This is a genomic window from Candidatus Accumulibacter meliphilus, assembly GCF_036625345.1.
Classification (GTDB): Bacteria; Pseudomonadota; Gammaproteobacteria; order Burkholderiales; family Rhodocyclaceae; genus Accumulibacter; species Accumulibacter meliphilus.
In genome coordinates this window covers 59,215-82,375 of the sequence record NZ_JAZKTZ010000009.1, presented here as the reverse complement: position 1 = coordinate 82,375, position 23,161 = coordinate 59,215, and the positions used below count along the sequence as shown (strand labels likewise).

At 63.0% G+C, this 23,161-nt stretch carries 23 protein-coding genes; 13 read left to right on the top strand and 10 right to left on the bottom strand.

Going from position 1 to position 23,161, the window contains the following annotated elements; genetic code table 11:
• Window positions 1-156: 156 nt before the first annotated feature.
• Both V5B40_RS18480 and V5B40_RS18475 read left to right on the top strand, forming a co-directional pair.
• A complete protein-coding gene (locus V5B40_RS18480) occupies window positions 157-624 on the top strand; it encodes a hypothetical protein (protein WP_332355873.1) in 468 nt (155 codons plus the stop codon).
• Window positions 625-752: 128 nt separating this feature from the next.
• Window positions 753-932 (top strand): hypothetical protein, encoded by a 180-nt coding sequence (locus V5B40_RS18475; protein WP_332355872.1) that lies wholly within the window; start codon window positions 753-755, stop codon window positions 930-932.
• A 508-nt stretch (window positions 933-1,440) separates the two neighbouring features.
• Here the strand turns inward: V5B40_RS18475 and V5B40_RS18470 are convergent.
• Genes V5B40_RS18470 through V5B40_RS18460 form a run of 3 tightly spaced genes read right to left on the bottom strand, consistent with a single transcriptional unit; the run spans window position 1,441 to window position 4,371 of the window.
• Window positions 1,441-2,451: a tyrosine-type recombinase/integrase gene (locus tag V5B40_RS18470; RefSeq protein WP_332355871.1), complete on the bottom strand. Its 1,011-nt coding sequence runs from the start codon at window positions 2,449-2,451 to the stop codon at window positions 1,441-1,443.
• Window positions 2,444-3,418 (bottom strand): tyrosine-type recombinase/integrase, encoded by a 975-nt coding sequence (locus V5B40_RS18465; protein ID WP_332355870.1) that lies wholly within the window; start codon window positions 3,416-3,418, stop codon window positions 2,444-2,446. Before V5B40_RS18465 ends, V5B40_RS18470 begins: the two co-directional genes overlap by 8 nt.
• Window positions 3,415-4,371 (bottom strand): tyrosine-type recombinase/integrase, encoded by a 957-nt coding sequence (locus V5B40_RS18460; RefSeq protein ID WP_332355869.1) that lies wholly within the window; start codon window positions 4,369-4,371, stop codon window positions 3,415-3,417. Before V5B40_RS18460 ends, V5B40_RS18465 begins: the two co-directional genes overlap by 4 nt.
• 397 nt (window positions 4,372-4,768) lie before the next feature.
• Between V5B40_RS18460 and V5B40_RS18455 the strand changes: the two genes are divergently transcribed.
• The gene (locus V5B40_RS18455; RefSeq protein WP_332355868.1) at window positions 4,769-6,457 is read left to right on the top strand and encodes a hypothetical protein; all 1,689 of its coding nucleotides are present in this window, start codon (window positions 4,769-4,771) and stop codon (window positions 6,455-6,457) included.
• A gap of 424 nt (window positions 6,458-6,881) precedes the next feature.
• The gene (locus V5B40_RS18450) at window positions 6,882-9,230 is read left to right on the top strand and encodes a fatty acid cis/trans isomerase (RefSeq protein WP_332355867.1); all 2,349 of its coding nucleotides are present in this window, start codon (window positions 6,882-6,884) and stop codon (window positions 9,228-9,230) included.
• 97 nt (window positions 9,231-9,327) lie between these two features.
• Here V5B40_RS18450 and V5B40_RS18445 read toward each other — a convergent pair whose 3' ends face one another.
• Window positions 9,328-9,897 (bottom strand): DUF3617 domain-containing protein, encoded by a 570-nt coding sequence (locus V5B40_RS18445; RefSeq protein WP_332355866.1) that lies wholly within the window; start codon window positions 9,895-9,897, stop codon window positions 9,328-9,330.
• Window positions 9,898-10,035: 138 nt separating this feature from the next.
• On the opposite strand from V5B40_RS18445, the gene mtnA reads away from it, so the two are divergent.
• Genes mtnA through V5B40_RS18430 form a run of 3 tightly spaced genes read left to right on the top strand, consistent with a single transcriptional unit; the run spans window position 10,036 to window position 13,398 of the window.
• Window positions 10,036-11,121 (top strand): S-methyl-5-thioribose-1-phosphate isomerase, encoded by a 1,086-nt coding sequence (gene mtnA, locus V5B40_RS18440; protein ID WP_332355865.1) that lies wholly within the window; start codon window positions 10,036-10,038, stop codon window positions 11,119-11,121.
• Window positions 11,114-11,755 (top strand): class II aldolase/adducin family protein, encoded by a 642-nt coding sequence (locus tag V5B40_RS18435; protein WP_332355864.1) that lies wholly within the window; start codon window positions 11,114-11,116, stop codon window positions 11,753-11,755. The genes mtnA and V5B40_RS18435 overlap by 8 nt, the downstream gene beginning before the upstream one ends.
• A 32-nt stretch (window positions 11,756-11,787) precedes the next feature.
• A complete protein-coding gene (locus V5B40_RS18430) occupies window positions 11,788-13,398 on the top strand; it encodes an NAD(P)/FAD-dependent oxidoreductase (RefSeq protein ID WP_332355863.1) in 1,611 nt (536 codons plus the stop codon).
• A 56-nt stretch (window positions 13,399-13,454) separates the two neighbouring features.
• Here V5B40_RS18430 and dksA read toward each other — a convergent pair whose 3' ends face one another.
• A complete protein-coding gene (gene dksA, locus V5B40_RS18425; RefSeq protein WP_332355862.1) occupies window positions 13,455-13,895 on the bottom strand; it encodes an RNA polymerase-binding protein DksA in 441 nt (146 codons plus the stop codon).
• A gap of 246 nt (window positions 13,896-14,141) precedes the next feature.
• Here dksA and chrA point away from each other — a divergent pair, with 246 nt between their 5' ends.
• Together chrA and V5B40_RS18415 are read left to right on the top strand one after the other, a co-directional pair.
• Complete coding sequence (chrA, locus tag V5B40_RS18420; RefSeq protein WP_332355861.1) at window positions 14,142-15,371, top strand: chromate efflux transporter; 1,230 nt, start codon at window positions 14,142-14,144, stop codon at window positions 15,369-15,371.
• A gap of 127 nt (window positions 15,372-15,498) precedes the next feature.
• Window positions 15,499-15,888 carry a CZB domain-containing protein gene (locus V5B40_RS18415; RefSeq protein WP_332355860.1) on the top strand — a complete coding sequence of 130 codons (390 nt, stop codon included), beginning with the start codon at window positions 15,499-15,501 and terminating at the stop codon, window positions 15,886-15,888.
• A gap of 10 nt (window positions 15,889-15,898) precedes the next feature.
• Here the strand turns inward: V5B40_RS18415 and V5B40_RS18410 are convergent, their stop codons facing one another.
• Window positions 15,899-16,381 (bottom strand): cyclic nucleotide-binding domain-containing protein, encoded by a 483-nt coding sequence (locus tag V5B40_RS18410; RefSeq protein ID WP_332355859.1) that lies wholly within the window; start codon window positions 16,379-16,381, stop codon window positions 15,899-15,901.
• A gap of 54 nt (window positions 16,382-16,435) precedes the next feature.
• Entirely contained in the window at window positions 16,436-17,701 is a 1,266-nt protein-coding gene (locus tag V5B40_RS18405) for a glycosyltransferase family 4 protein (protein ID WP_332355858.1), read from the bottom strand.
• A gap of 152 nt (window positions 17,702-17,853) precedes the next feature.
• On the opposite strand from V5B40_RS18405, the gene tadA reads away from it, so the two are divergent.
• Window positions 17,854-18,315 carry a tRNA adenosine(34) deaminase TadA gene (tadA, locus tag V5B40_RS18400; protein WP_332355857.1) on the top strand — a complete coding sequence of 154 codons (462 nt, stop codon included), beginning with the start codon at window positions 17,854-17,856 and terminating at the stop codon, window positions 18,313-18,315.
• A 2-nt stretch (window positions 18,316-18,317) separates the two neighbouring features.
• A complete protein-coding gene (locus V5B40_RS18395) occupies window positions 18,318-18,800 on the top strand; it encodes a L,D-transpeptidase (protein ID WP_332355856.1) in 483 nt (160 codons plus the stop codon).
• 43 nt (window positions 18,801-18,843) lie between these two features.
• On the opposite strand, the gene V5B40_RS18390 is transcribed toward V5B40_RS18395, so the two are convergent.
• From V5B40_RS18390 to V5B40_RS18380, 3 genes are all read right to left on the bottom strand, one after another.
• Complete coding sequence (locus tag V5B40_RS18390; RefSeq protein WP_332355855.1) at window positions 18,844-19,359, bottom strand: CHRD domain-containing protein; 516 nt, start codon at window positions 19,357-19,359, stop codon at window positions 18,844-18,846.
• A gap of 136 nt (window positions 19,360-19,495) precedes the next feature.
• Complete coding sequence (locus V5B40_RS18385) at window positions 19,496-20,254, bottom strand: NRDE family protein (protein ID WP_332355854.1); 759 nt, start codon at window positions 20,252-20,254, stop codon at window positions 19,496-19,498.
• Between the two features lie 33 nt (window positions 20,255-20,287).
• Window positions 20,288-21,259 (bottom strand): YgfZ/GcvT domain-containing protein, encoded by a 972-nt coding sequence (locus tag V5B40_RS18380; RefSeq protein WP_332355853.1) that lies wholly within the window; start codon window positions 21,257-21,259, stop codon window positions 20,288-20,290.
• Between the two features lie 252 nt (window positions 21,260-21,511).
• Here V5B40_RS18380 and mltG point away from each other — a divergent pair, with 252 nt between their 5' ends.
• Complete coding sequence (gene mltG, locus V5B40_RS18375; protein ID WP_332355852.1) at window positions 21,512-22,513, top strand: endolytic transglycosylase MltG; 1,002 nt, start codon at window positions 21,512-21,514, stop codon at window positions 22,511-22,513.
• The gene (tmk, locus tag V5B40_RS18370; RefSeq protein WP_332355851.1) at window positions 22,510-23,151 is read left to right on the top strand and encodes a dTMP kinase; all 642 of its coding nucleotides are present in this window, start codon (window positions 22,510-22,512) and stop codon (window positions 23,149-23,151) included. The genes mltG and tmk overlap by 4 nt, the downstream gene beginning before the upstream one ends.
• The last annotated feature ends 10 nt before the right edge of the window (window positions 23,152-23,161 follow it).

Sequence of the window (23,161 nt, the reverse complement as noted above, 5' to 3'; positions counted from 1 at the left end):
TGTTGTCGAGGCCCGACGCGGCGCTGTGCCGCGTTGCACAGCACGTCCGAAGGGCCGCGGCGCAGCCGACCACAGCCTATTGAAGGCTCTGCTCGGAGCGCGGGATACTGCCGGCGCGCCGTCGATTTGTCTTGTTGTATCAAGGAGAAAACACTCATGAGCCAAAACCTCGTAACGCTGCATATCAGCCCCGACGACCTGGCGGCGATTGCCGCGGCGATCACGACCCTGCAGGAGAAACTCGGCGGCCTGATCGAACTTTCGGTCGACCAGCGACGCAGCCTGACCAAGATGGGCGACAAGTCGGAAGCCTTTTGCCAACAGACGCTGATCGTCCTGGCGCAGAACAAGCAGATCATCACGCCGGAACTCGATCTCGCCGAAGCCGAGCGCGATCTCCACAACCTCGATCTTTTGCGCCCGCATCTCGCCAACCTGAGGCAGCTGGTGAGCAAGGCCGACGACACCGAAATGGCGCTCGGCAGCGACATCCTGACGGCCGCGCTCGAGGGTTACGCGCTGGCCAAGGTCTTCGGCAAGGGCGCCGGGCTCGATGCCTTGAAGGAAGCGATGGCCGCTCGCTACAGTCGCAAGCGTCACCCGACCGCGGTCGCCACGGCCTGAGCGCCGCGGCAGGCCTCGCGCTCGGCGTGCAAGGCTCGGAGCTTCAAGCGCAAGGCTCCGAGCTGCGACGGCAAGCCTCCGATGCCTGGCCGCAAGCCTATGAACTTCGCTGTGCACGCAGCAAAGGCTTGGCCGCAAAGCTCCGCGGCTCGATCGAGATGAAAAACAGCATCAAATACAAGCTTTCCGACCTTGCGCGCAAGGCTTTGCACTTCGCGCGCAAGGATCAAAGCCTTGCGGTGCAAGCCTCGATGCTTTGCGCGCCGAGCAAAAAGGCTTGCGGGAATGGCTTTTTAGCTTGCCGGTGAAGCGCAGAGCCTTGGCCGCGAAGCTCGGAGCCTTGCAGGGACAGTTCGCCGTGGCGCCGATCGAGCAAAAAGCTTCGCCGCGGCACTCATCGGGCTGACGAACGCGGATCAAAGGCTCGCCCGAAGAGCAAAGAGGCTGGCGCATCGAGCACGCGGCCTTGCGCATCGAGCAGGAAGCCTCGCGCACGCACTTCGCGGGCTGGCGACGCAAGGATCATCCGAGGCTCGTCGGGGCAGGAGACTTGCGTACGCGTTCCCTACGGCCGACCGCCCAATAGCGCAGCCTGCTCGCCGGCAGCTCCGCACAGAGAGCGACGGGGTCGGCCTTCGACACCTGCGCGCCGACGACGCGCGAGTCCGCCCAGTTCCATGTGGCAGCCTCCGACCCTTATGGAAAGCTTTCCATAAGGGTCGTTATGCAAAGTCGTCGATTATGGAAAGTCGCTGATTGCAGCGCGCACCGATCGCTGGTGAGCAGCGGCAAGCGTGCGCTGCGGGGTTTCCATAATCACAAGGTCTTCAGGAAGTGGATCAGGGTGTCAGGAGCCCGGTAGCGCTGGATTTTAGCGTCCGGTTCGCGGAGTCTGGCCAGTGCCCTTTCCTTCATGGCGAGATCGGCCTCGACGTACTGGTGAGTGGTCACTGGGCTCTCGTGCCCGAGCCAAAGCGCGATCACGCTGATGTCGACGCCGGCCTGCAACAGGTGCATTGCCGTGGTGTGGCGAATCACGTGGGGCGAGACCTTGCGTTTTGCCAAATCAGGGTAGGCAGTGGTCGCGGTTTGCACCGCCAAGGCCAATCGGAGGGAGACGTTGGCACGCGTCATCGCCTGTCCGTTTCGGTTGGGCAGCAACGGCGAAGCTGCCTCGAACTGAGGATTTTGCTTCCGCCAAGCTCGGATCGCCCTGACCGTCGAGCGCCAGAGCGGAACGCTGCGCTGCTTGCGGCCCTTGCCGTGCAGATGTACGCAAGCTGCACGATCCTCCACAACCACCTCACCGACCTTGACTCCGATGATCTCGGACACGCGCGCACCCGTGTTGTAAAGCATCAGGAAGAGCACATGGTCACGCTGACCGATCCAGGTTCCATCCGGCGCGTCGATCACGGCGAGCATCTCCTCGCGGGACAGGTAACCGAACATCGGCCGCTCGAAGCGCTTCACCGGTATGCCGAGCGCGCGCTCGACGATTCGCAGCGACGACACATCCCGGTGGCCAGCAAACTTGAGGAATGAGCGAAGCGCAGCCAAGCGCGCGTTACGACTGCGCACGCAGTTGTGGCGCTGCTGTTCAAGATGGTTGAGAAACGCCGTGATCAGCTCGGGCGTCATGTCCGCGAGCGTCATGGTGGTGGGCGACTTGCCCAATCGGCACTGAGCGAACGCCAGGAAGAGCACAAAGGCATCGCGGTAGGCAGCGACGGTCTGTGGGCTGAGCGCCCGCTGCTGGGTGAGGTAGTCGGCGAAGTAGGCCTGCACGAGCGTGGCGAATGACGGCGGTGTGGCGGGCTTACTCATCGTCGGCTCCTGCGAGATCGACGAAGCGCTCGAACTTGCCGCCGGCCAGTGCCATCAGTTCTGGCACCGCCGAGAGATACCAGTACGTATGCGAGATCTTGGTGTGGCCCAGGTAGGTCGACAAGGCCAGCATCATCTGGTCGACATCGGTGCCTTCGCTATGCCAACGCACCAAGCGCCTGACGGCAAAGGTATGGCGTAGATCATGAAGACGCGGCCCGGCATGCGCACCCCGATTGACCCAGTCGAGACTATCCCGTAGCGCATTGAAGACACGATGGACCTGTCGATCACCGAGCGGCTGTCCCAGCCGCCGACCCCGACTACTAATGAAGAACGGGGTGTCGGCCGTTGTCGGTACGTGGCGGATACGCTGCTGCCGGTAGCGCGCGAGCGCTTCTACGGTACTCGGAGGCAAGGGCAACTGACGTGACTTGGCAAACTTGGTCTGCCGCACGATCAGCATCCCACGTTTGAGATCGACGTCGGCATCACGCAGGTGAATGGCTTCGGAAACACGTAGCCCCGTTGAGGCCATCAGGCCAAACAAGGTTTCAAAGCTCGCCGGACGTAAGCTCCAGCGTGGCCCGAGTTTGTGGGCGGCTGCCAACAGATCGACGATCTCCTCCTCGCGGTAGATGTGCGGCGCCACGCGACCGGGTTCAGGGCCAAAGATCGACTCCTCGGGGATCTCGGTTTGCGGCTCGAATTGCTGCAGGTAGCGAACGAAACGACGCAGTATCGCCATCCGCCGATACCAGGTTTCCGGTGTCCCAAGCCCCCCTTTGCCCTTTCGCACCCAATCGACCATCAACTCGACGGTCAGGGGGCCGTGGTGATGCCGATCAGCAACGAACTTCGCAAAGTCGGCCAGGAGCGTGTCCTGCGAGTGCAGCTCGAAACCAAGCCGATGGCGTTCGGCCAGATAGCCGTCAACTCTTGTCTGCAAGCCGATTCGCGCGCTCATGATTTACTCCCAGGCCACGGCAGCGGTACCGTTGAGAGCATCGGCGTGTCGAGCTTGGCGTAGATGAGCGTCGTGTTCAGCGAACGATGGCGCAGAAGGTCGGCGACCTCCTTGAGGGAGCTACCGTGCTCCACGAGGCGGCACGCCAAGGTATGGCGCAGGGCATGCGATCCAGAATGCGGTAGGCCGCTGCGTCGACAGGCGCGCGTGATCACTTTCTGGATCGCCTGCGATGTGATGGGTTGATCGCGCGCCCCCAATCGGCGAACGAAGATGGCAGGGTTGGAAGTTGGCGGTCGCTCGTGCTGTAGATAGTCCGCAAGTGCCTGCCCGGTCTCGACCGGCAAGGGCAAAGTATCCTGCCGAAATGACTTCGTACCCCTCAGCGTCACCGTACCGGCGCGCCAGTCAATGTCACTGATCGATAGGCGCGCAATTTCTCCGGCCCGCAAGCCCAAGTCGAGGGCACAACGAGCAATCGCATAACCGCGTTTCGGCCACCGTCGGGCGAGCCTGATGGAATTCAGGAACTGCTCAACCTCTTCCACCGTCAGCGCGTGTGGCAAAGTTGCCAGCCGCCAATGCGCCGGCAATGAAATGACCGCCGTCAATGCTTTGACGGAGTCTCCGCAAGCGCTTCGATACCGGAGATAGCTCCGCAGCCCCGAGGCCAAAGTGGTTGCATTGGAGGGCGTTCGGCGAGCATCCAGTTGGTCTGCAAGAAACTGTCGGACATCGGCTGGACGCAGTCGGGCGAAATCAACGACGCCGTTACCAAATTTCTGGCGCAGTAGCCGGCCTGCAATACGCAAGCCGTGCCGTCGGCTACCCGGTGACAGCCCACGCAGGTCGCGCAGGTACGCGTCGTAGCGCCGCAGTTCTTCTTCGATGTGATCGGTGGATGCGGCGTCGACCTGTTCGATCGACGCGGCCTGGGGTGTCTTGGTGTTCATGGCAGTCTCCTGAAGTGGAGCTACCACTTCAGGAGACTGGAGAAATTATGTCTACCTCGTCGCCGAGCTACTGCCGCTGGCTGCCCGTCCTGCCTAGGCCTGAACGGCCATCGCGACAGCTACTTTCCATAATCGACGACTTTGCATAACGATCCTTTGCTGACATTCACGCTGTCGCTGCCGCAAAGGGGGGGCAACTGTGTACGGCAGCCCTTCGTGGCGACAGGTAGCCGGCAAGTTATCGGCGAGACAGTCGTGCAACTTCGGCAGCGGCAGCGCGCGCATCAAGCGCCCGTTGTTGGCGGTGGCGGGTGGATGTTGGGCTTCCTGCGTCAGCCCAACCTACGCTTGCTGTCAGCGGCCGTTGCGGTCATGGTTTGGTAGCTAAAGCACTTGCGTGTCCGTTCACTACATGCGGGTATGCAAGATTTCCCCGCGGCTCGCACCTGCTATCGTGCCGGTGGACTGCGAGATCAGCCTGACAGCCATCGCTAATTTCGTCATAATCGGTCGGAAGAAATCAACAAACCACAGTGGAACTGGCATGGACCCGTCGACTTCTTTCGTCGCAGATTATTACTGCGTCAACCATATTTTCGCTGCAACCATTCTTGGCTCGCGCCTGAGCAACATCCTCGCACGCATGCATCAGGGCCGCCCACTAACGCAATACGCGCTGGATTTCCTGCGGCAGCAGGATCTTCCTGGCCTGTTTCCACTGGCCGGCGGGGAGATCACCCATGAGGCTTATATCGCGGGGCTCGACTCCGTCTATTTGGCGAGAAACCAGGCAGCGAAGGCAGCGCATCAAGCCAAGCAATCCGAGCAGCAGGCACTTGAAGCCCACTACCGATCCTGCAGGATTACCTACCCAGCTCCAAAAGCGGCTCCAAAATTAGATTGGGAGGCTGATCGCATCCTCCGACGCAAGCGCGAGCGGGAGGCTAGTGAAGCCGTTCTCAAGGCGCAAAGGGCTCGCCAGGCCGAATTGAAAGCACAGCGTGAATACAATTCCAAACTAGCCGCTGTCGCTTACCAGGCTCGCGCGATCAGCCCGGATTACAGGGTACCGACTGCCCACGACATCGCTCACCACTTCGAACTCGAGCACATCGCCGCTGCGCTTTGCCTACCCACGAGCGATATTCTGGAAGCACTTTTCCGGGGCCGACCCCTAACTGATGAGGAGCTTGGCCACCTCAAGCACAGCGCACCGGACGACCTCTACCGACTCGCATCTGGCCACTTGACCTTTGCCGCGTACATCGGTCCAGCAAGAGCCGCCGCGGCCGAATTCGCTGCACGTAAGGCCAGTGAAGTGGCTGCCGAGGCCGCGCGCATCGCCCGCGAAAGCGACCCCAAATACATCGCGATGAAGCAGACGCAAGCCTTGTACGGAAAATACGGGGTATCGCTGAGTGATGAGCCGTTAATGCCACGGATGACAAAGCTGCTCCAGCTGATCGATGCCGACAATCGCCTACCTCAGAACGAGCTTGTCTGGCTCAGCACCGAAGCCAGGAGTCATTTCACGGAGCGACTCCAGGAGGCCTATCATCGTCTCGAAGCAGAATTTCATGCCGATCAGTATCGGCGCACCCAGGATCCGTGGAGCGTTGTCAACGCCAGCGGACACTACCGGAAGTGCTGGCGAGCAGAAACCGCGCTCGAACTGCTCGACAGCGTTTCACCTGATCGCCTGAAGCACCCAAAGCTTCGATCGGCCCTGCTCACTACTCACGGCGGTGTCATGCGGGACCTCAGACGACCGTCCGAAGCAATTCAGATGGGCGAGAAGGCGCATTCCCTTCGGCCTCGAGACTACCGCCCATGCACCTTGCTTGGCGCAGTTCACATGGAGCAGCGTGAGTTTGAACGTGGTCACGCATGGTATGAAAAAGCGCGCGAGCGCGGCGCACCCGAAAAGAGTATCGACTCGCAACTGCGAAGCATCTTTCAACAGCTGGCTGCGGACGCTCGCAAGGCCATGAAGACCTTTCTGTTGGCTAAAGATCCGTATCGACATCCTTGGCTAAACCAGACGAGGCAGCAGGAGGCGCCACGTTTGCGGAAGCGTTCCGGGTAGATGGATTCGCACTGGGACAGTTGGTGAATTGGCCAACGTATCGTCATAGCCGAAATGGCCGATCAGGAGGCGATTCTCTAGATGACGCGGGCGATCATCACCGACGACTGAACACGCTGGTCGAGCAAAGTGAGTTCCGGCCACCACCGATGCTCGGCGAGGCTTGACGACAATGCTGGTGTCTGGGCGTGCGATTTTTTTCGTTGGCGGAAGGGCCTCATCAGAGGCAGGGTGGTGAGTGCTGCCGGTGGCGATCAGGTCGCTGCCCGCGCGGCCGGGCCGATGGTCTGGCAGACAAGAGGCCCGGGATGGTCAAGCCGGGGACTGGCGCAGCGACCGTCAGAGTGGGTATGCTTCAGGCTTTGCCGGTGCAGGATACCGGCGCGCACTCGCCAGCGCGGCGCAATAACTGTGGAAAATGCTCATGATCATCAACAGGCAAGCACTGCTCCTGCTCATCGTCGTGCTCAGCGGCTGCGCCGCGATTACCCGGCACACGCTCAACGAGGACTATGGCGCACCGGACCCGGCGCGCTTCGATGTGCCGGCCATGCCGCCGGCGGGATTCTCGTATCGTAGCCAGGTGCAGCCGATCCTTGAACAGCGCTGCGTGGTTTGCCACGCCTGTTACGACGCACCCTGCCAACTCAAGTTTACCGCCTGGGAGGGAATTGCCCGTGGCACCAGCAAGGAACTGGTCTACGACAGCGGGCGCCTGGACGAAGCCCAGTTGACGCGCCTGTTCACCGACGCGCAGACGGCCTCGCAATGGCGCGACAAAGGCTTCGCGGCGGTCCTCAACGAGCGCGAGCCGACGCCGGCGGCGAATCTGGCGGCCAGCGTGATGTATCGCGCCCTGAAGCTCAAAGAGGAGCATCCGCTGCCCGACACGGCCATCCTGCCGGAGGCTTTCGATTTTTCGCTCGACCGGGCACAGCAGTGCCCGCGGATCGACGACTACGCGGCTTTCGAGCGCAAGAATCCCCTCTGGGGAATGCCTTTTGGTCTGCCCGGCCTGAACGAAGCCGAAATGGCCACCCTGAGCCGCTGGCTCGAACTGGGCGCGCCTTTCGAAGGGCTGCCGCCGCTGCCGGCAGCGATTGACGGGCAGGTCGCCGACTGGGAAGAGTTCCTCAATGGCGACTCGCTCAAGCAGCGCCTGGCCAGCCGCTACATCTACGAACATCTCTTCCTGGCGCATCTGTACTTCGACGACGATCCGGCGCATCACTACTTCCGGATGGTCCGCTCGCGGACGCCGCCGGGCCAGCCGATCGACCTCATTGCCAGCCGTCGGCCGTATGACGACCCTGGCGTCGAGCGCGTTTACTACCGGCTCGATCGCGAACGCGAGACGATTGTCGACAAGACGCATCTACCCTACGCCCTCGGGCCGAAGCGCATGCAGCGCTGGCAGGAGCTGTTCATTGCGGCGGAGTACACGGTCAGCGAACTGCCATCCTACGAGCTGAAAGTGGCTTCCAACCCCTTCGTGACTTTCCAGGCCCTGCCCACCTCGACACGCTATCAGTTCATGCTCGACGAGGCGCAATTCACGATCATGAACTTCATCAAGGGACCGGTCTGTCGTGGCCAGGTCGCCCTGAACGTGATCGAAGATCGTTTCTGGGTGTTCTTCCTCGCCGACGCCGACCTGCAGGACCAGGCCGGCGAGTTCCTGTCGCGCGAATCCAGTCTGCTGGCCTTGCCGGCGGCGCAGGGAAGTGACGCCGGGATCGTCGGTCCGTGGCGCAAGTACGCCAAACTGCAGAGCGAGTATCTGCGGGCCAAGTCGAAGTTTCTCGATCGCTACGCGGCGGCGAACAAAGGCCCGAATCCGGGGTGGATCTGGAACGGCGACGGCAATAACCCGAACGCCGCGCTGACCATTTTCCGCCACTTCGACAACGCCTCGGTGGTCAAGGGCCTGGTCGGCGGCCCTCCGAAGACGGCGTGGGTGATCGGCTACGGTCTGCTCGAGCGTATCCACTACCTGCTGGTCGCCGGTTACGATGTCTATGGCAACGTCGGCCACCAGTTGCTGTCGCGGATGTACATGGACTTCCTGCGCATGGAAGGCGAGTTCAACTTCCTCACTTTTCTGCCCCGCGATGATCGCAAGAAAGTGAGCGACTACTGGTATCGCGGTGCCAGCCAGGAAGTCAAGGACCACGTGTACGGGGACCTGGCCAGTTTCGATGGCCACAGCGGCATCCGTTATCGCAGCAAGGATCCGCAGCGCGAACTCTATACGCTGCTCCAGAACCGCGTGGCGCCGGTGCTGACCCACGAATACGACCTCTCGCAAGTGAGCGACGCCGCCTTGCGCAAGGATCTCGCGACGTTCGCCAGTCCGCACGGTGCGGCTTTGTCGTGGTTTCCCGAGATGGTCTCCGTGCGTCTCGAGGATCCGCCGCGCGCGCCGCGTTACTTCACGCTGTTGCGCAATACCGGCCACCTCAGTGTCTCGAGCCTGCTTCGCGAAGGCCGTGAGCTAGCGCCGGCCGAGAATACGATGACCGTGGTGCCAGGTTTCATCGGCGCCTACCCGAGCGCCATCTATCGCCTGCAACGCTCGGAAATCAAGGCCCTGGCGGCAGCCATCGGCAGCTTGTCGTCGGAGGAGGACTACCGCGCGCTGGCCGATCGCTACGTCGTTCGCCGCAGCAACCCGCAGTTCTGGCAGGCCAGCGACGAGCTGCAGGAAGCGCACCTGCAGTTTTCGCCGATCGGCTCCGGCCTGCTCGACTACAACCGGCTGGAAAACCGCTGAGCGCCGACCCGTTCGCTTGCCGGCGCGCACGGGCGTGTGGCGCGAGCCGAACGGGGGGCGGGTCCAGCGCTCCAGCGCTCCAGCGGTGCCGCCGGACTTACCGCTGCTGCTGTTTCATCAGTTCCTTAACGCGCGGGTCCTTCATCAGCTCGTTGATGTCCATGCCGCCGATGGTCGGCATGCTGATGTCTCCGGGCTTCTGACCCGGCTGGCAGGGGCCGATCCAGCGCGCGTCGAGCGAGGCTTTCGATTCGCTGATGCCGTGCAGCGGCGGGCTGAAGCGGGTACGCATGTCGCCTTTGTAGGCGACGTCGAAAGAGCCGACGAAAGTCGCGTCGGTCGTCGCGGTGCTGCCCTCGATCTTGCATACCGCGTGCACGCTGGCCTTCTTGCCCTGCGTCTTGACATCCAGGACGCTGCACTTGTGCTTTTCCTTCTGCGCCTGCTGCATCATCAGGTCATCGCTCTCGCGGTCGATGCACTGGCGCATCGCGCCGATCGATGGCATGCCTTCCATGCGCGTGTTGAGCTCCCACAGGCCGGGTTTGCGTTTCGGCAGCTCGCCGCTGGCGGCGTGCAGGGTGCTGGTCAGGCTGCACGCCGCCAGCGCAAAAAGGAGTAGGGAAGGGCTGCGGCGGCGGGTGATGGCGGCGGTCAAGCGTGTCATGTAGTTCCTCATCGGTAATCGGGCGAGTTGCTCGCCGCGCTGAGAATAGCAAAACTGAACAGCGCTGGGGTCTGCGGCGAGCGTTGATCGCCCCCGACATCGTTCGGCAAGCTTTGTCGCACTGCTAGAATGGCGGCCATGAGAGTTGATGGCACGCCGACAAGAACGATCTGGCCGCTGGCAAACGCCGACGCGGTCGAGATCATCGACCAGACGGCGCTGCCGCACGCCTATCGCGTCTTGCGCCTGGACAGTCTGGCGGAGGTGGCGCAGGCGATCTGCAGCATGCAGGTGCGCGGCGCGCCGCTGATCGGGGTGACGGCTGCCTACGGGCTGGCGCTGGCGATGGTGCGTGGCAACGATGATGCGGCGCTGCTGGCCGCCGTCGATACCCTGGCCGCAACGCGGCCGACGGCGGTGAACCTGCGCTGGGTGCTGGCGCGCATGCGGCGCTGTCTGGCGCCGCTGCCACGCGCGGAGCGTGCCGAAGCCGCCTGGCAGGAAGCGGCACGGATCGCCGACGAAGACGTCGAACAGTGTCGTCAGATCGGCCGCCACGGCCTGCAACTGCTGCGCAGCGCCAGCGGCGCTCGCGACCGGCTGCAGATCATGACCCACTGCAACGCCGGCTGGTTGGCAACCGTCGATTACGGTACGGCGCTGGCGCCGGTCTATGCCGCTTTCGACGCCGGCATCGACGTCCATGTGTGGGTTTCGGAAACGCGGCCGCGCAATCAGGGGCTATTGACGGCCTGGGAGCTGGCCCAGCACGGCGTGCCGCATACCGTCATTGCCGATAACGCCGCCGGCCTGCTGCTGGCGCGCGGCGACATCGATACGGTCATCGTCGGTGCCGACCGCATCGCCGCCAACGGCGACGTCGCCAACAAGATCGGCACCTACCTCAAGGCGCTGGCGGCTGCCGCCGCCGGGGTGCCGTTCTATGTCGCAGCGCCGCGCTCGACGATCGACTTTGCCTGTCCGAGCGGGGCGGAGATTCCGATCGAGGAACGCGCTGTCGACGAGCTGCGCATCGTGCACGGCCGCGATGCTGGCGGTGTTCGCGGCCAGTTGCAGCAGTTGCCGGCCAGCGCAAGCGTCGTGAACCCGGCTTTCGACATCACCCCGGCAAAGCTGGTCAGTAGCCTGATCACTGAACGCGCTTGCTGTCCGGCCAGCGCTGCCGGGCTGTTGTCCCTGTACCCGGAGGAAAGACATGCTTGAGCTTCGTCAGAGATTGATTGCCAGCGCACGGCGGATGACCGCCGTCGGCCTGAACCGCGGCACTGCCGGCAACCTCAGCGTGCGTGTCGGCGGCGATGCGGATGGCTTCCTGATCACCCCGACGGGCATGGACTACGATGGCCTGGAAGCCGAGGACATCGTTTTCATGCGCCTCGACGGGACGCCCGAGGGGCGCCGCAAGCCGTCCTCCGAGTGGCGTTTCCACCGTGACCTCTACCTTGCTCGCCCCGACGCCGGCGCCATTCTGCACGCCCACTCGTCGTTCGCCACCAGCCTGGCCTGTCTGCGCCGCGACATCCCGGCTTTTCATTACATGATCGCGCGCTTTGGCGGTGACAGCCTGCGCTGCGCCGACTACGCGACTTTCGGCACGCAGGCACTCTCCGACGCCGTGCTGCGGGCGATGGCCGATCGTTGCGCCTGCCTGCTCGGCAATCACGGCATGCTGGTGCTCGGTGAGGATATCGAGCAGGCGCTGGCGCTCGGCGTTGAACTCGAAACCCTTTGCGAACAGTACTGGCGCGCCTGCCAGCTCGGTCGGCCGGTGCTGCTCGACGCCGCCGAGATGGCAACAGTGCTGGCCAAGTTTGCCAGCTACGGACAGCAGGCCTGAGCGCCGGCGCTCCTGGAGAAAGCCAAAGCACCATGTTGCGCGTCAGTGAAATCCGCCTGCCCATCGACCATCGGCCGGAAGCGCTGCCGGCTGCCGTGGCTGCTCGGCTCGGCATTCCCGTGCAGGATATCGGCGAAGTCAAGGTTTTCCGGCGCAGCTGCGACGCCCGCAAGGCGAGGGCGCTGGTCTTCAGTTACAGCGTCGACCTGACGCTGCCCGACGAGGCGCAGCTGCTGGCCCGCTTTGCGGACGACCGCCAGGTGCAGGCAGCACCCGACATGCGCTACCACTTCGTCGGGCGCGCGCCGGAGGGGCTGGCCAGCCGGCCGCTGATCGTCGGCTTCGGTCCGGCGGGCATTTTCGCGGCGCTGATTCTGGCGCAGTCCGGGTTCAGGCCGATCGTCCTCGAACGTGGCAAGGCGGTGCGCGAGCGCACGCAGGATACCTGGGGACTGTGGCGCAAGAAAGTGCTCGACCCGGAATCCAATGTGCAGTTCGGCGAAGGCGGTGCCGGTACTTTTTCCGACGGCAAGCTGTATAGCCAGATCAAGGATCCGCGCCAGCATGGCCGCAAGGTCCTCGAAGAATTCGTCAAGGCCGGCGCGCCGGAAGAAATTCTCTACGTCAACAAGCCGCATATCGGCACTTTTCGGCTGGTCGGCATGGTCGAGCAGATGCGCCGTGAAATCGAGCGCCTGGGTGGCGAAGTGCGCTTCCAGCAGCGAGTCACCGGGGTGCGCATCGAAGCCGGGCGGGTGCGCGGCGTGACCCTGGCCGCGGGCGAAGAACTCGCTTGCGAGCAGTTGATTCTGGCGCTCGGCCACAGCGCGCGCGACACTTTCGAGATGCTTGAGCAGGCGGGAGTGTGCATGGAAGCCAAAGCGTTTTCGATCGGCTTTCGCATCGAACACCCGCAAGCGCTGATCGACAAGGCGCGTTTCGGCGCCCACGCCGGCAATCCCGCGCTCGGCGCCGCCGACTACAAGCTGGTCCATCACTGCCGCAACGGGCGCTCGGTGTATAGCTTCTGCATGTGCCCGGGCGGCACGGTGGTGGCGGCGACTTCGGAAGAAAAGCGGGTGGTGACCAACGGCATGAGCCAGTATTCGCGCAATGAACGCAACGCCAACGCCGGCATCGTCGTCGGCATTACGCCGCTCGACTACCCGGGTGGACCACTGGGGGGCATCGCCTTGCAGCGCGAACTCGAGAGCCGCGCTTTCGAACTCGGCGGGGGCAGCTACGAGGCGCCAGCGCAACTGGTCGGCGATTTCCTTGCCGGGCGGCCGTCAAGCCATCTCGGCAGCGTCATGCCTTCGTACCAACCCGGCGTTCGCCTGACCGATCTCTCGACGGCCTTGCCGGATTACGCGATTGCCGCGATCCGCGAAGCCTTGCCGGCCTTCGAGCGCCAGATTCGGGGCTTCGCCATGGCCGATGCCTTGCTCACCGGCGTCGAGACACGCACTTCGTCACCGCTGCGCATCACCCGCGGCGCGGATTACCAGAGCTTGAACGTCAGAGGTTTGTATCCTGCGGGGGAGGGCGCCGGCTACGCTGGCGGTATTCTCTCGGCCGGCGTCGATGGCATCAGGGTTGCCGAAGCGCTGACCCGCGACCTGCTCCAGGCAGAGCACGCCTAGCGCCCGTCTGGGGCGGATGGCGAGTGCCGGGGTTTTCAGCTGCCGGCGTTCAACGCTCAGCCGCCGAAACGGCGCTTGTTCTGCTCGCGGCGCTCCTGGGCTTCAAGGCACAGGCTGGCGGTCGAACGCGCCAGCAGGCGGGCCATGCCGATCGGCTCGCCGGTTTCCTCGCACCAGCCGTAGCTGCCGTCGTCAATACGGCGCAGGGCCTCGCGAATCTTCTGCAGCAGTTTTCTTTCACGATCGCGAACGCGCAGCTCCAGCGTGTGCTCTTCCTCGGTGCTGGCCCGATCGCTCCAGTCGGCACTGGGCTCTGCCTCCTGCAGGTGGCCGGCGGTTTCTTTCACTGCCGAGAGCAGGGTTTGTTCTTCGTCGCGCAGTCGCTGGCGAAAAAACGCCAATTGTTTGGGTGACATGTACTCTTCCGCGGGCGCTGCCAGCAACATGGCCTCGATTTCCTCGATCTTCGCATCCCCGCGCACGGCAAGCTTGTCCATGATTCTCACTCCTTGGGTTGCTGATTGAGGCGGCATTCCGACCTCTCGCTGTTGACGGCTCATGGTAGCGCATTGTGCGGCGGGGGCATAGCGGCGACGGCCCATGGCGGTGATCAGGGTCAGGCTCGCGCGGCGTGCTGGCGCAAGCGCGCTCTTCGACGCTGGCGCGACTGCGTTCTCTCAACAACGCCCCTGTCCTCGTTTATCATTCCCGGCAAACCATCAGGATGACGAGGTATTGCCCGCATGAAGTCCCCTGTAAAGCACGGCGCAGGCGCGGCAGCGCGCAACGCGTGGCAGATTTTCCTGATCTTTCTTCGTCTCGGGCTGACTTCCTTCGGTGGCCCGGTTGCGCACCTGGGCTATTTCCGGGAAGAGTTCGTTAACCGCCGCAACTGGCTCGGCGATCGCGCCTACGCCGATCTGGTGGCGCTGTGCCAGTTTCTGCCCGGCCCGGCGAGCAGCCAGGTCGGCATCGCGCTCGGGCTGTCGCGTGGCGGCTACGCCGGCGCGCTGGCGGCCTGGGCGGGCTTCACGCTGCCGTCAGCGATTGCCCTGATCGCGTTCGCGCTGGGGCTTTCGACCTGGGGCGACGTACTTCCGGCGGGAGTGCTCGATAGCCTCAAAGTGGTCGCCGTGGCGGTCGTCGCACAAGCCGTCTGGGGCATGGCGCGAACTTTATGCGCCGACACGCCGCGCGTTTCGATCATGGTCGCCGCCAGCTGCCTGGTCCTTGCCTTGCCCAGCGCCTTGGGCCAGGTCGGGGTGATCGTCGCCGCCGGCGTCCTTGGCCTATTGTTGTTCAAGCCGGAACAAGACGCGCCGCACGAGCCGCTGCCGATCATCGCCAGCCGGCGTGCCGGAAGCGCCTTGCTGCTGCTGTTTGTGCTGCTGCTGCTCGTCTTGCCGATCGTGACACAGGCATGGCCCGGCAGCACACTGGCGATGATCGACGCTTTCTATCGCTCGGGGGCTCTGGTTTTCGGTGGCGGCCATGTTGTCCTGCCACTGCTGCAAGCCGAGGTGGTGCCCACCGGCTGGGTGAGCAATACCTCCTTCCTGGCCGGCTACGGCGCCGCCCAGGCGGTGCCCGGTCCCCTGTTCACCTTTGCCGCATTCCTTGGCGCGTCAATGAACCAGGCGCCAAGCGGCTGGCTTGGCGGCCTGATCTGCCTGGTCGCGGTTTTCGTACCGTCGTTCCTGCTCGTCATCGGTGCGCTGCCCTTCTGGGAGCAGCTGCGGCGCAGCCGCCACACGCAAGCGGCGCTGACCGGCATCAATGCTGCAGTTGTCGGTCTGCTCCTGGCGGCGCTGTATCAGCCGGTATGGACCAGCGCCATACGCCAGCCGGCCGATTTTGGCCTGGCGCTGATCGCACTGCTCGCCCTGATGTTCTGGAAGCTGCCGCCGTGGCTGGTGGTGATGGCGAGCGCGCTTGTCGGCTGGCTGTTGAGCAGTCTGGGCGTCGCTGCATAAAGACAGTGCACGCTGTGACTGGCGAAACACCGTCGCTCGCGGAACGGATGAAGCTGCACTTTGAACGAGGTAGAATTGCCTTCTACGCCAAGTGCTGCTCGCAGCCAGGCAAGGTCGGAGGGACAAAATGGAAAATCAGGACAGGGTGGACAAAGTGACAGATATTGAGGAGGCGATCGGCAATCACGCGCGCTGGATGTCGCTTTTGCGCGATGCCATTCTTCAGGCACCTCCGACCGTTGATGTGACCGAGGTTCAGGCGGAAGACCAGTGCGAATTCGGCAAGTGGCTGCACGGCTCACGCTTGTCGGGTGAAGACCGGGCGAGCGCCGTCTACCAGGAGGTGAATCGCTTGCACGCCGATTTCCATAAGCTGGCCGCACAGGTGGTTGAACTGGCGGCGTCCGGGAAGCCCCGCGACGCTTACGATCTGCTCTATGGCGAGTACATCACCATGTCCGGCCGTCTCGCCATCGCCATGCGCGCGTGGCAGGACAAGCTGAAAGACACTCCCTGAGGACAGCCGTTTAACACGCCTCCGCTGGCGTGTTCATGGCCATGTAATGCACCGCCAGATCGTCGAGGCGGCGCAGGCGACGACTCAACTCCCTGGCCAGATTGAGCACGATCAGGGTAAATGTCGGCAAATCGGATTCGTAGATGGTGAACAGGTCGGCGTTGGATAATGCCAAGGCCTCCACCGGTTCAAGCGCCCGCACCGTGGCCGAGCGACGCTGCAGGTCGATCAACTCCATCTCACCGAACACGTCACCAACTTTCAGGACCGCGAGGCGCTTTTCGAAATGCCCATCTTCGGCAGCACTCGCCTTCAGCACTTCGACCGAGCCACTGCAAATGATGAACAGCGAGTCGCCGTCGTCGCCCTCGCGAACGATCGCCTCGCCGGCAGCAAAACTGAGCTCGCTCAGCAAGGGAATGATGACTGCCATCGCACGGTCGTCTACGCCGCCAAACAGCGCCTGGTCTTGCAGAAATCGGATGCTTGTCATGGCTAGGCTCCTGCTGTTGTGCTGTTGACTTCGCCGGCCGGCCTGGGAAGGCGCCTATCGCGGCCGCTGATCCAGTGCTTCACTTTTACCTGCGGCCAGCTGCTCCACCAGCGCCAGCAAGCGCGGCAAAGTCTGCGATGCAAGGTCCAGCTGCTCCTCGATGTCCTGCCGCGCTTGCCTGCGCAAAGCCGCCATCTGGCCGGGATCTTCGAGCACCGAGATAATCGTTTCGGCCAGGCTGCTTGGCGAAAAGAAATCGACCAGCAGCCCGTTGCGGCCGGCGGTGATGACTTCTCGTACCGGAGCCGTGTCCGAGGCAATCACCGGGCAGCCGCAGGACATCGCTTCGAGCAGTGACCACGAAAGGACGAACGGGTAGGTGAGATAGACGTGCGCACTCGAGAGACGCAGGACGTCGATAAATTTGTGATACGGCAGCTTTCCCATGAAATGTACACGCTTGCCGTCGAGCTGGCCACCGACTTCACGCCAATAGAGTTGGCGATAACTTTCTCCGCCAGGCAAGTGCCGCCCGTAGCTGACTTCGTCTCCACCGACGATCAATACCTGCGCCTTCGGCCGTGCGCTCAGTACCGCTGGCAAAGCGCGCATGAAGCGATGAAATCCGCGATACGGTTCGAGATTGCGGGCCACGTAGGTGATTACCTCGTCGCCCGAACGAAGTGTGCCGCCGCCTGGCAGGGCAAACTCGGCGACCGGCCCGGGGCAGACGACTTCAGTCTGCACGCCGTCGTGAATGACCTCGATCAGCTCTTGAAATGCCTGCGGATACTGCTCGCGCTGCCAGTGCGTCGGGCTAAGGCCGGCGTCGGCGGCTTCGAGGCTGATCAACTGCGTGGCGTTGCGCAGGCGAATCCGGCACTGGTCATCGAATGAGGTCGGAAACTCGTCGTCGAAGTTCATGTCCGAACCGCGGGCGCGATAAAAGAACTCGAGATAGAGCAGCAAGCGGGCGTCGGGGTAGGCTTCCTTGAGGAATAGCGCTTCGCCCCAGGCGGGATGCGCGCAGATGACGTCGGGGACGAAACCCTGCTTGCGCAGCGCCAGGGCCAGACGCAGTACCGCTTGCCCACGGCGCACCGCCGCCTCGGTACTGTGCAGGTAATGATGCGTCTGCTTAGAAGCCCCGACCGGTTCGGGATACGCCAGGAGGCGAACGCGCGGATGGAAGCCCTGCGCGCGCCTGACGTTGGCCTGCTCACCGATGGCGACGACCTGGTTGGCGGGCGAATTGGCCAGCGCAGGCGCCAGATGCTTGTATTGCCCGGGAAAATTTTGGTGGACAAAGAGGATTCGCATGACGGAAGGCGCTTTTCACGATCGGAATTGGCGAGGCTTTCTGCGATGGTACCCGATTTGACAGCCACCTTCGCAGGGTGGGTCGCGCTCCGCCCTACGGCGCGACTGCCCTGCGGGCGCTGCGGTGGAAGGTTGAATGTAGAATGCGCGCGATGAACGACGAATACTATATGCGCGAAGCGATTTCTCTGGCACGCGCGGCCGAATGCCTGGGCGAAGTGCCGGTCGGCGCACTGGTGGTCTGCGACGGCGTCATCGTCGGACGTGGCTTCAATTCGCCGATCGGCGAACATGATCCGACGGCACACGCCGAGATCGCTGCGCTGCGCGATGCCGCCCGCAACTTGCAGAACTATCGTTTGCCGGGATGCGAGCTTTTTGTGACCCTGGAGCCCTGTGCAATGTGTGCCGGAGCGGTCCTGCAGGCACGCATCGCGCGCCTGGTGTACGGCGCGCGCGACCCGAAAACCGGCGTCCACGGCAGCGTCGTCGATCTTTTTGCCGTCGAACGGCTCAACCATCACACCGAGGTCCTGAGTGGCGTTCTGGCGGCGGAGTGCGGCCAGCTCCTCTCCGCTTTCTTTGCCGCGCGGCGCCGCCGAGGAGGAGAGTAAAAGTGCGTATCGACATTTCGATCAAGGAACAGACCTTGCGCCTGGTGGATGCGGCGGGGCAGGTACTGCACAGGTATTCGGTATCGACGGCGGCGAACGGTGCTGGGGAAGTCACTGGCAGCTACTGCACACCGCGCGGCAAGCACCTGGTGCGCGCCAAAATCGGCGCCGGACTCGCCGCCAACACAATCTTGGTTGGTCGCCGCCCGAACGGCGAAATCTATTGTCGTGAACTGGCCGAACGCTTCCCGACGCGCGACTGGATTCTGACCCGCATCCTCTGGCTATCCGGCTGCGAACCCGGGCGTAACCGGTTCGGCCAGGTCGATACCATGCGCCGCTACATCTACATTCACGGCAGCCCGGACACGACGCCAATGGGTCGTCCCGGCTCGCACGGCTGCATCCGCATGCGCAATGCCGATATTGTCGAACTGTTTGAACGGGTGCTGCCCTATACGCCGGTCGAGATCAGCGAGGACTGACTCCAGGGTATCTCGATTGTCATAACCGTTGACGCCGCATCACTTAGCGCTTGCGGCGACGCGACGCAACGAGACCAGCGAGACCGAGGCCAAGAAGGCCGAGCAGGGCAGGTTCGGGCACCGCGGCTTCTGGCTGGACCTGGCCGCGAATTTCACCGCCAGGAAATGCTGACGTATGAAGATTGATGTACCAGTTGCCTGCCAGCAGGTCTTTGACTTGCAGGAGGGTGATGGTCGTCGACCCCGCGCTTGGGCTGCTCAAACCGCTGATGTTTCCGATATTCACCTGAACCCCCGCATTGACCCCGGGGGCGGCCGGGCCGTGGAAGTGCATTGCGGTCACGGGGCCGGTCAGGCCGGCAAAGCTGATGTTCCAAGCGAGATCACCGGACACGTCATCAACACTCCCGGAAGCGGAACCCGTCCCAAGAGAGCCGGAGGGCGGAACTTCCTGCGCCTGATTGATCGTCGCCGACCAAGGAATGACGGTCGCTTTACCGGCGGGAGAAACCAGCATTCCGGCGATGGAAAGCAGGCCGATTAAGGTCGTTTTGATCATTGAAGCCCTCCTTCGGTAGGTGAAAACAATTGCCTGGATAAAGAAAGCAATTCCTGGGCCTGAACAAGAATCATTAACGGATCAAACGGTTATAAAAGCATCTTTCCCGAGGTGTAAAAATTCCCGACAGTTTTTATCAAGAAAAACTCTCGCAGACTTCGCCGCTAAGCAGCGCGCCAGCGCCGAAACTACGCTCGATCAAGGTCGTCAGACCGTCCCGGTGACGGACGAGCAGCGTCGAGGCGCGCGTCCCGTAGTCTTCGGAGCGCACGAAAATTGACGAGAGGATGCGCTCCCAGGCGAGCGGTACGCCGGTCTCCGGCAGGTGGGAATCGGCAACGATTTCCTGGTCGGCGAGCAGATCGAAGAAGGCTGCGTGCTTCGGCAGCTCGGCCAGTGCTTCGGCAAAGCTCGCTTTGGCAGTCGCCAGCTTGGGCCAGGGGGTGTCGAGGAGGTGGTTGGAGAGGCCGTAGATGCCGGGGCTCAGCAAGCGTGGCGGACTGTCGCCACGGTTTGCGTAGTAGGCCAGGCACTGGCCATCGGCAACAAAGAGGTTGAAGCCGTTGTAGTCGACGGCACGCGCCGCGACCTGCGCCAGGTACGCGGATGGGCGGGTATCACCGCTAAGGAAGTCGGCAACCAGGGCGCCACGCGAGCGCGCATTGCTCGCCACCCGGCCACCTTCGCGGTAATTGGTGAGCGCCGCGAAACGCTGTGCACGGCTAATTCCCAACCAGCTGCCACCGGCTTCCAGGTCGCGGCCAGCTAGCACCTGCGGCGCTTCCGGCCAGAACGCGGCAGCCGCCGCGGGGCGTGCAAAGAACTCGTCGCGGTTGGCGGCGACGACCAGGGGATAGTCCGGATGTGCCTGCCAGGCGATCAGGATCAGGCACATTGCTGGCAGTGCGCGAACGCGCCGATCACCCGCTTAACGCGCAAGCGGCTGCAAGTCGATGGGCGCGCCGCCCGGGGTGGCAATTTCCAGATCGGCGGCGGCGACGAAACTCTCCTGGACAATCGCCAAAGCATCGTAGCCACCCGTCGGCGCCGGTGCCGCATTGACCACCATTCCGCACGGATGCTCGGGATTGGCCGGCGAAAAGATTTTGCTGCCGGGCGGAATCGGTGTGCTGGAGTGGGCGCGGTACAGGTGACGTTTGACTTTGCCCAGATACTGCGTACGAGCAATGATTTCCTGGCCCGGATAGCAGCCTTTGTGAAAGCTGACTCCTCCCAGTTGATCAAAGTTGGCCATTTGTGGCACGAACTCTTCCCTGGTGCCGCCAGTAATCAAGGGTAGGCCGGCGTCGACATCCAGCCATTGCCAGACCCGGGTACCGACCGGTCGCGCCACCGACAGCAGCGCTTGCCAGAGCTCGGGAGCGACCTTGCTGCTAGCCAGCAGTTCGAAGCGCTGACTTTCCAGGCGGATAACGAGGGTGTCCGCCGCAACGACGCTGCTCAGCGCTGCGCCGGGGACCGCAAGGCCGGCTGCGTGCAGCGCTTCTTCGGCGCGCGGGCCCGACACGCCGATGATCTGACGAGCGTCAGAGTGGTCGACGATGTTCACCTTGCTGCGCAGCACGAACATCTGCAGGCGCTTGAGAATCGCTGGCAGCAAATCGGCAGACAGTTGCAACTGATAGTTGGAGCCACTGCGGAAAACCAGAAAGCTGGCCAGCATGCGACCTTTTGCCGAGCACCAGGCCGAATGCTGCGCCTCGCCGTCGGCGAGATGCTTGACGTCGCTGGTCAGCTGCTGGTGCAGAAAAGTTGCCGCCTCAGCGCCGCCGACTTCAATCACCCCGAGATGGGTCAGCGGCGCGGCGATCGTCGCCGCGGGCGCGGCCAGCAACTCTGCCGCTGCGTCACCGAAATCGGCGACCAGGTCCTGGTCCACGCGTGCTCCTGAAGCACAAAGAAATTCCAGCCAGCTTGCGTTCATCGTTAAGTCGTTCTCGTCAATTGTTCAGGGCGGGCCTGCTTGTTGTCTGCAGGGAAGCAGCAGTCTTCGCGATCCGCCGGAGGCTGCGAGGAACTCTGACCGGGTCGGCGGCGGCTGAGTTCAGCCACGCGGCTTTCGGCTATTATAGGGCCAGTCGAAGTTCGTCCTCACCTCCCAGCCCCGCAGCCTGTCCGCTGCGCCGGATTGATGCGCAAACACCTCCTCAAGCTGCTCCTTTTCGCCGTCATCGCTGTCGTTCTGCTGACCGCTGCGGCCGCTTGGGTGGTGCTGACGCCGGTCGCTCTGAAGAGCGAGCAGATCGAGTTCACGATTATCTCTGGGAGCAGCATGCGCGTCGCGGCACGGGAGGTCGCGGCGGCGGGCGTCGAGCTGGACCCGTGGGTGCTGCGCCTTCTCGGCAAGTTGCTGCGCGTCGATACCTCGATCAAGGCCGGTAGTTACGAAATCGCTGCCGGCATTACGCCGCTGGAGCTGCTGAAGAAGCTGACCCGCGGTGACGTCACGCAAGCGGAGCTGGCTTTCATCGAAGGATGGACTTTCCGGCAGATGCGCGAGCGTCTCGATGCGCATCCGGATCTGCGCCACGACACCCAGGATTTGCCGGAGGCCGAGATCATGCGTCTGATTGGTGCGCCGGAAGCGGTCGCTGAAGGCCTTTTCTTTCCGGATACTTATTTTTTTGCCAGGCGCAGCAGCGATGTCGAGCTACTGGCCAGGGCCTACCGTTCGATGCAGCAGCATCTGCAGCGCGCCTGGCAGGCGAGGGCGCCCGAGTTGCCCTATCAGGATCCCTACCAGGCCTTGATCATGGCTTCGATCGTCGAAAAGGAAACCGGCCGCGCCGATGATCGACCGCTGGTCGCCGGGGTATTCGTCAATCGCCTGCGCCAGGGAATGCTGCTGCAGACCGACCCGACGGTGATCTACGGTATTGGCGAGGGCTTCGACGGCGATCTGCGCAAGCGCGACCTGCTCGCCGACACGCCGTACAACACCTATACCCGGCCAGGTCTGCCACCGACGCCGATCGCCATGCCCGGCCTTGCTTCCCTGCAGGCGGCTCTGCATCCGGCGTCCACCGAGGCGCTTTATTTTGTTGCACGTGGTGATGGCAGTAGCCAGTTTTCACCTACTCTCGACGAACACAATCGCGCCGTCAGGCGCTTTCAGAAAGGCGGCAGACCGTGAGTGCGAGTCCGAGCGAGCGCCGACAGCGCGGCAAGTTCATCACTTTCGAAGGTATCGACGGTGCCGGCAAGAGCAGTCATATTGCCGACGCGGCGGCGCTGCTTCGCGGCCGTGGGCTGAACGTGCTGACCACCCGTGAGCCCGGCGGCACCGCGCTTGGCGAAAAGCTTCGCGAACTGCTGTTGCACGAAGCGATGCATGTCGAGACCGAAGCGCTGCTGATGTTTGCCGCTCGCCGCGAACACCTCGAACGGGTCATCGAACCGGCTCTGGCGTGCGGCGACTGGGTCATCTGCGACCGCTTCAGCGACGCCACCTACGCTTACCAGAGCGGTGGACGCGGTCTCGACAAAACGAAGTTTGCACAACTCGAAAACTGGGTCCACGGTCACCTGCAACCGGATCTGACGCTGCTCTTCGATTTGCCGTCGTCGATCGCCAGCCAGCGCATCGCCGCGCAAGAGCGCGACCTCGACCGCTTCGAACAGGAGCGCGCCGAGTTTCATGAACGTGTGCGCCTCGCCTACCTTGAGCGTGCGACGGTAGCTGCGCAACGAATTCGCTGTATCGACGCCAACCAGGTGCCAGACAAGATCAAGATTGTGATTCAAGAAACGATTATAAAGTACTGTTTATGAACATAATTGA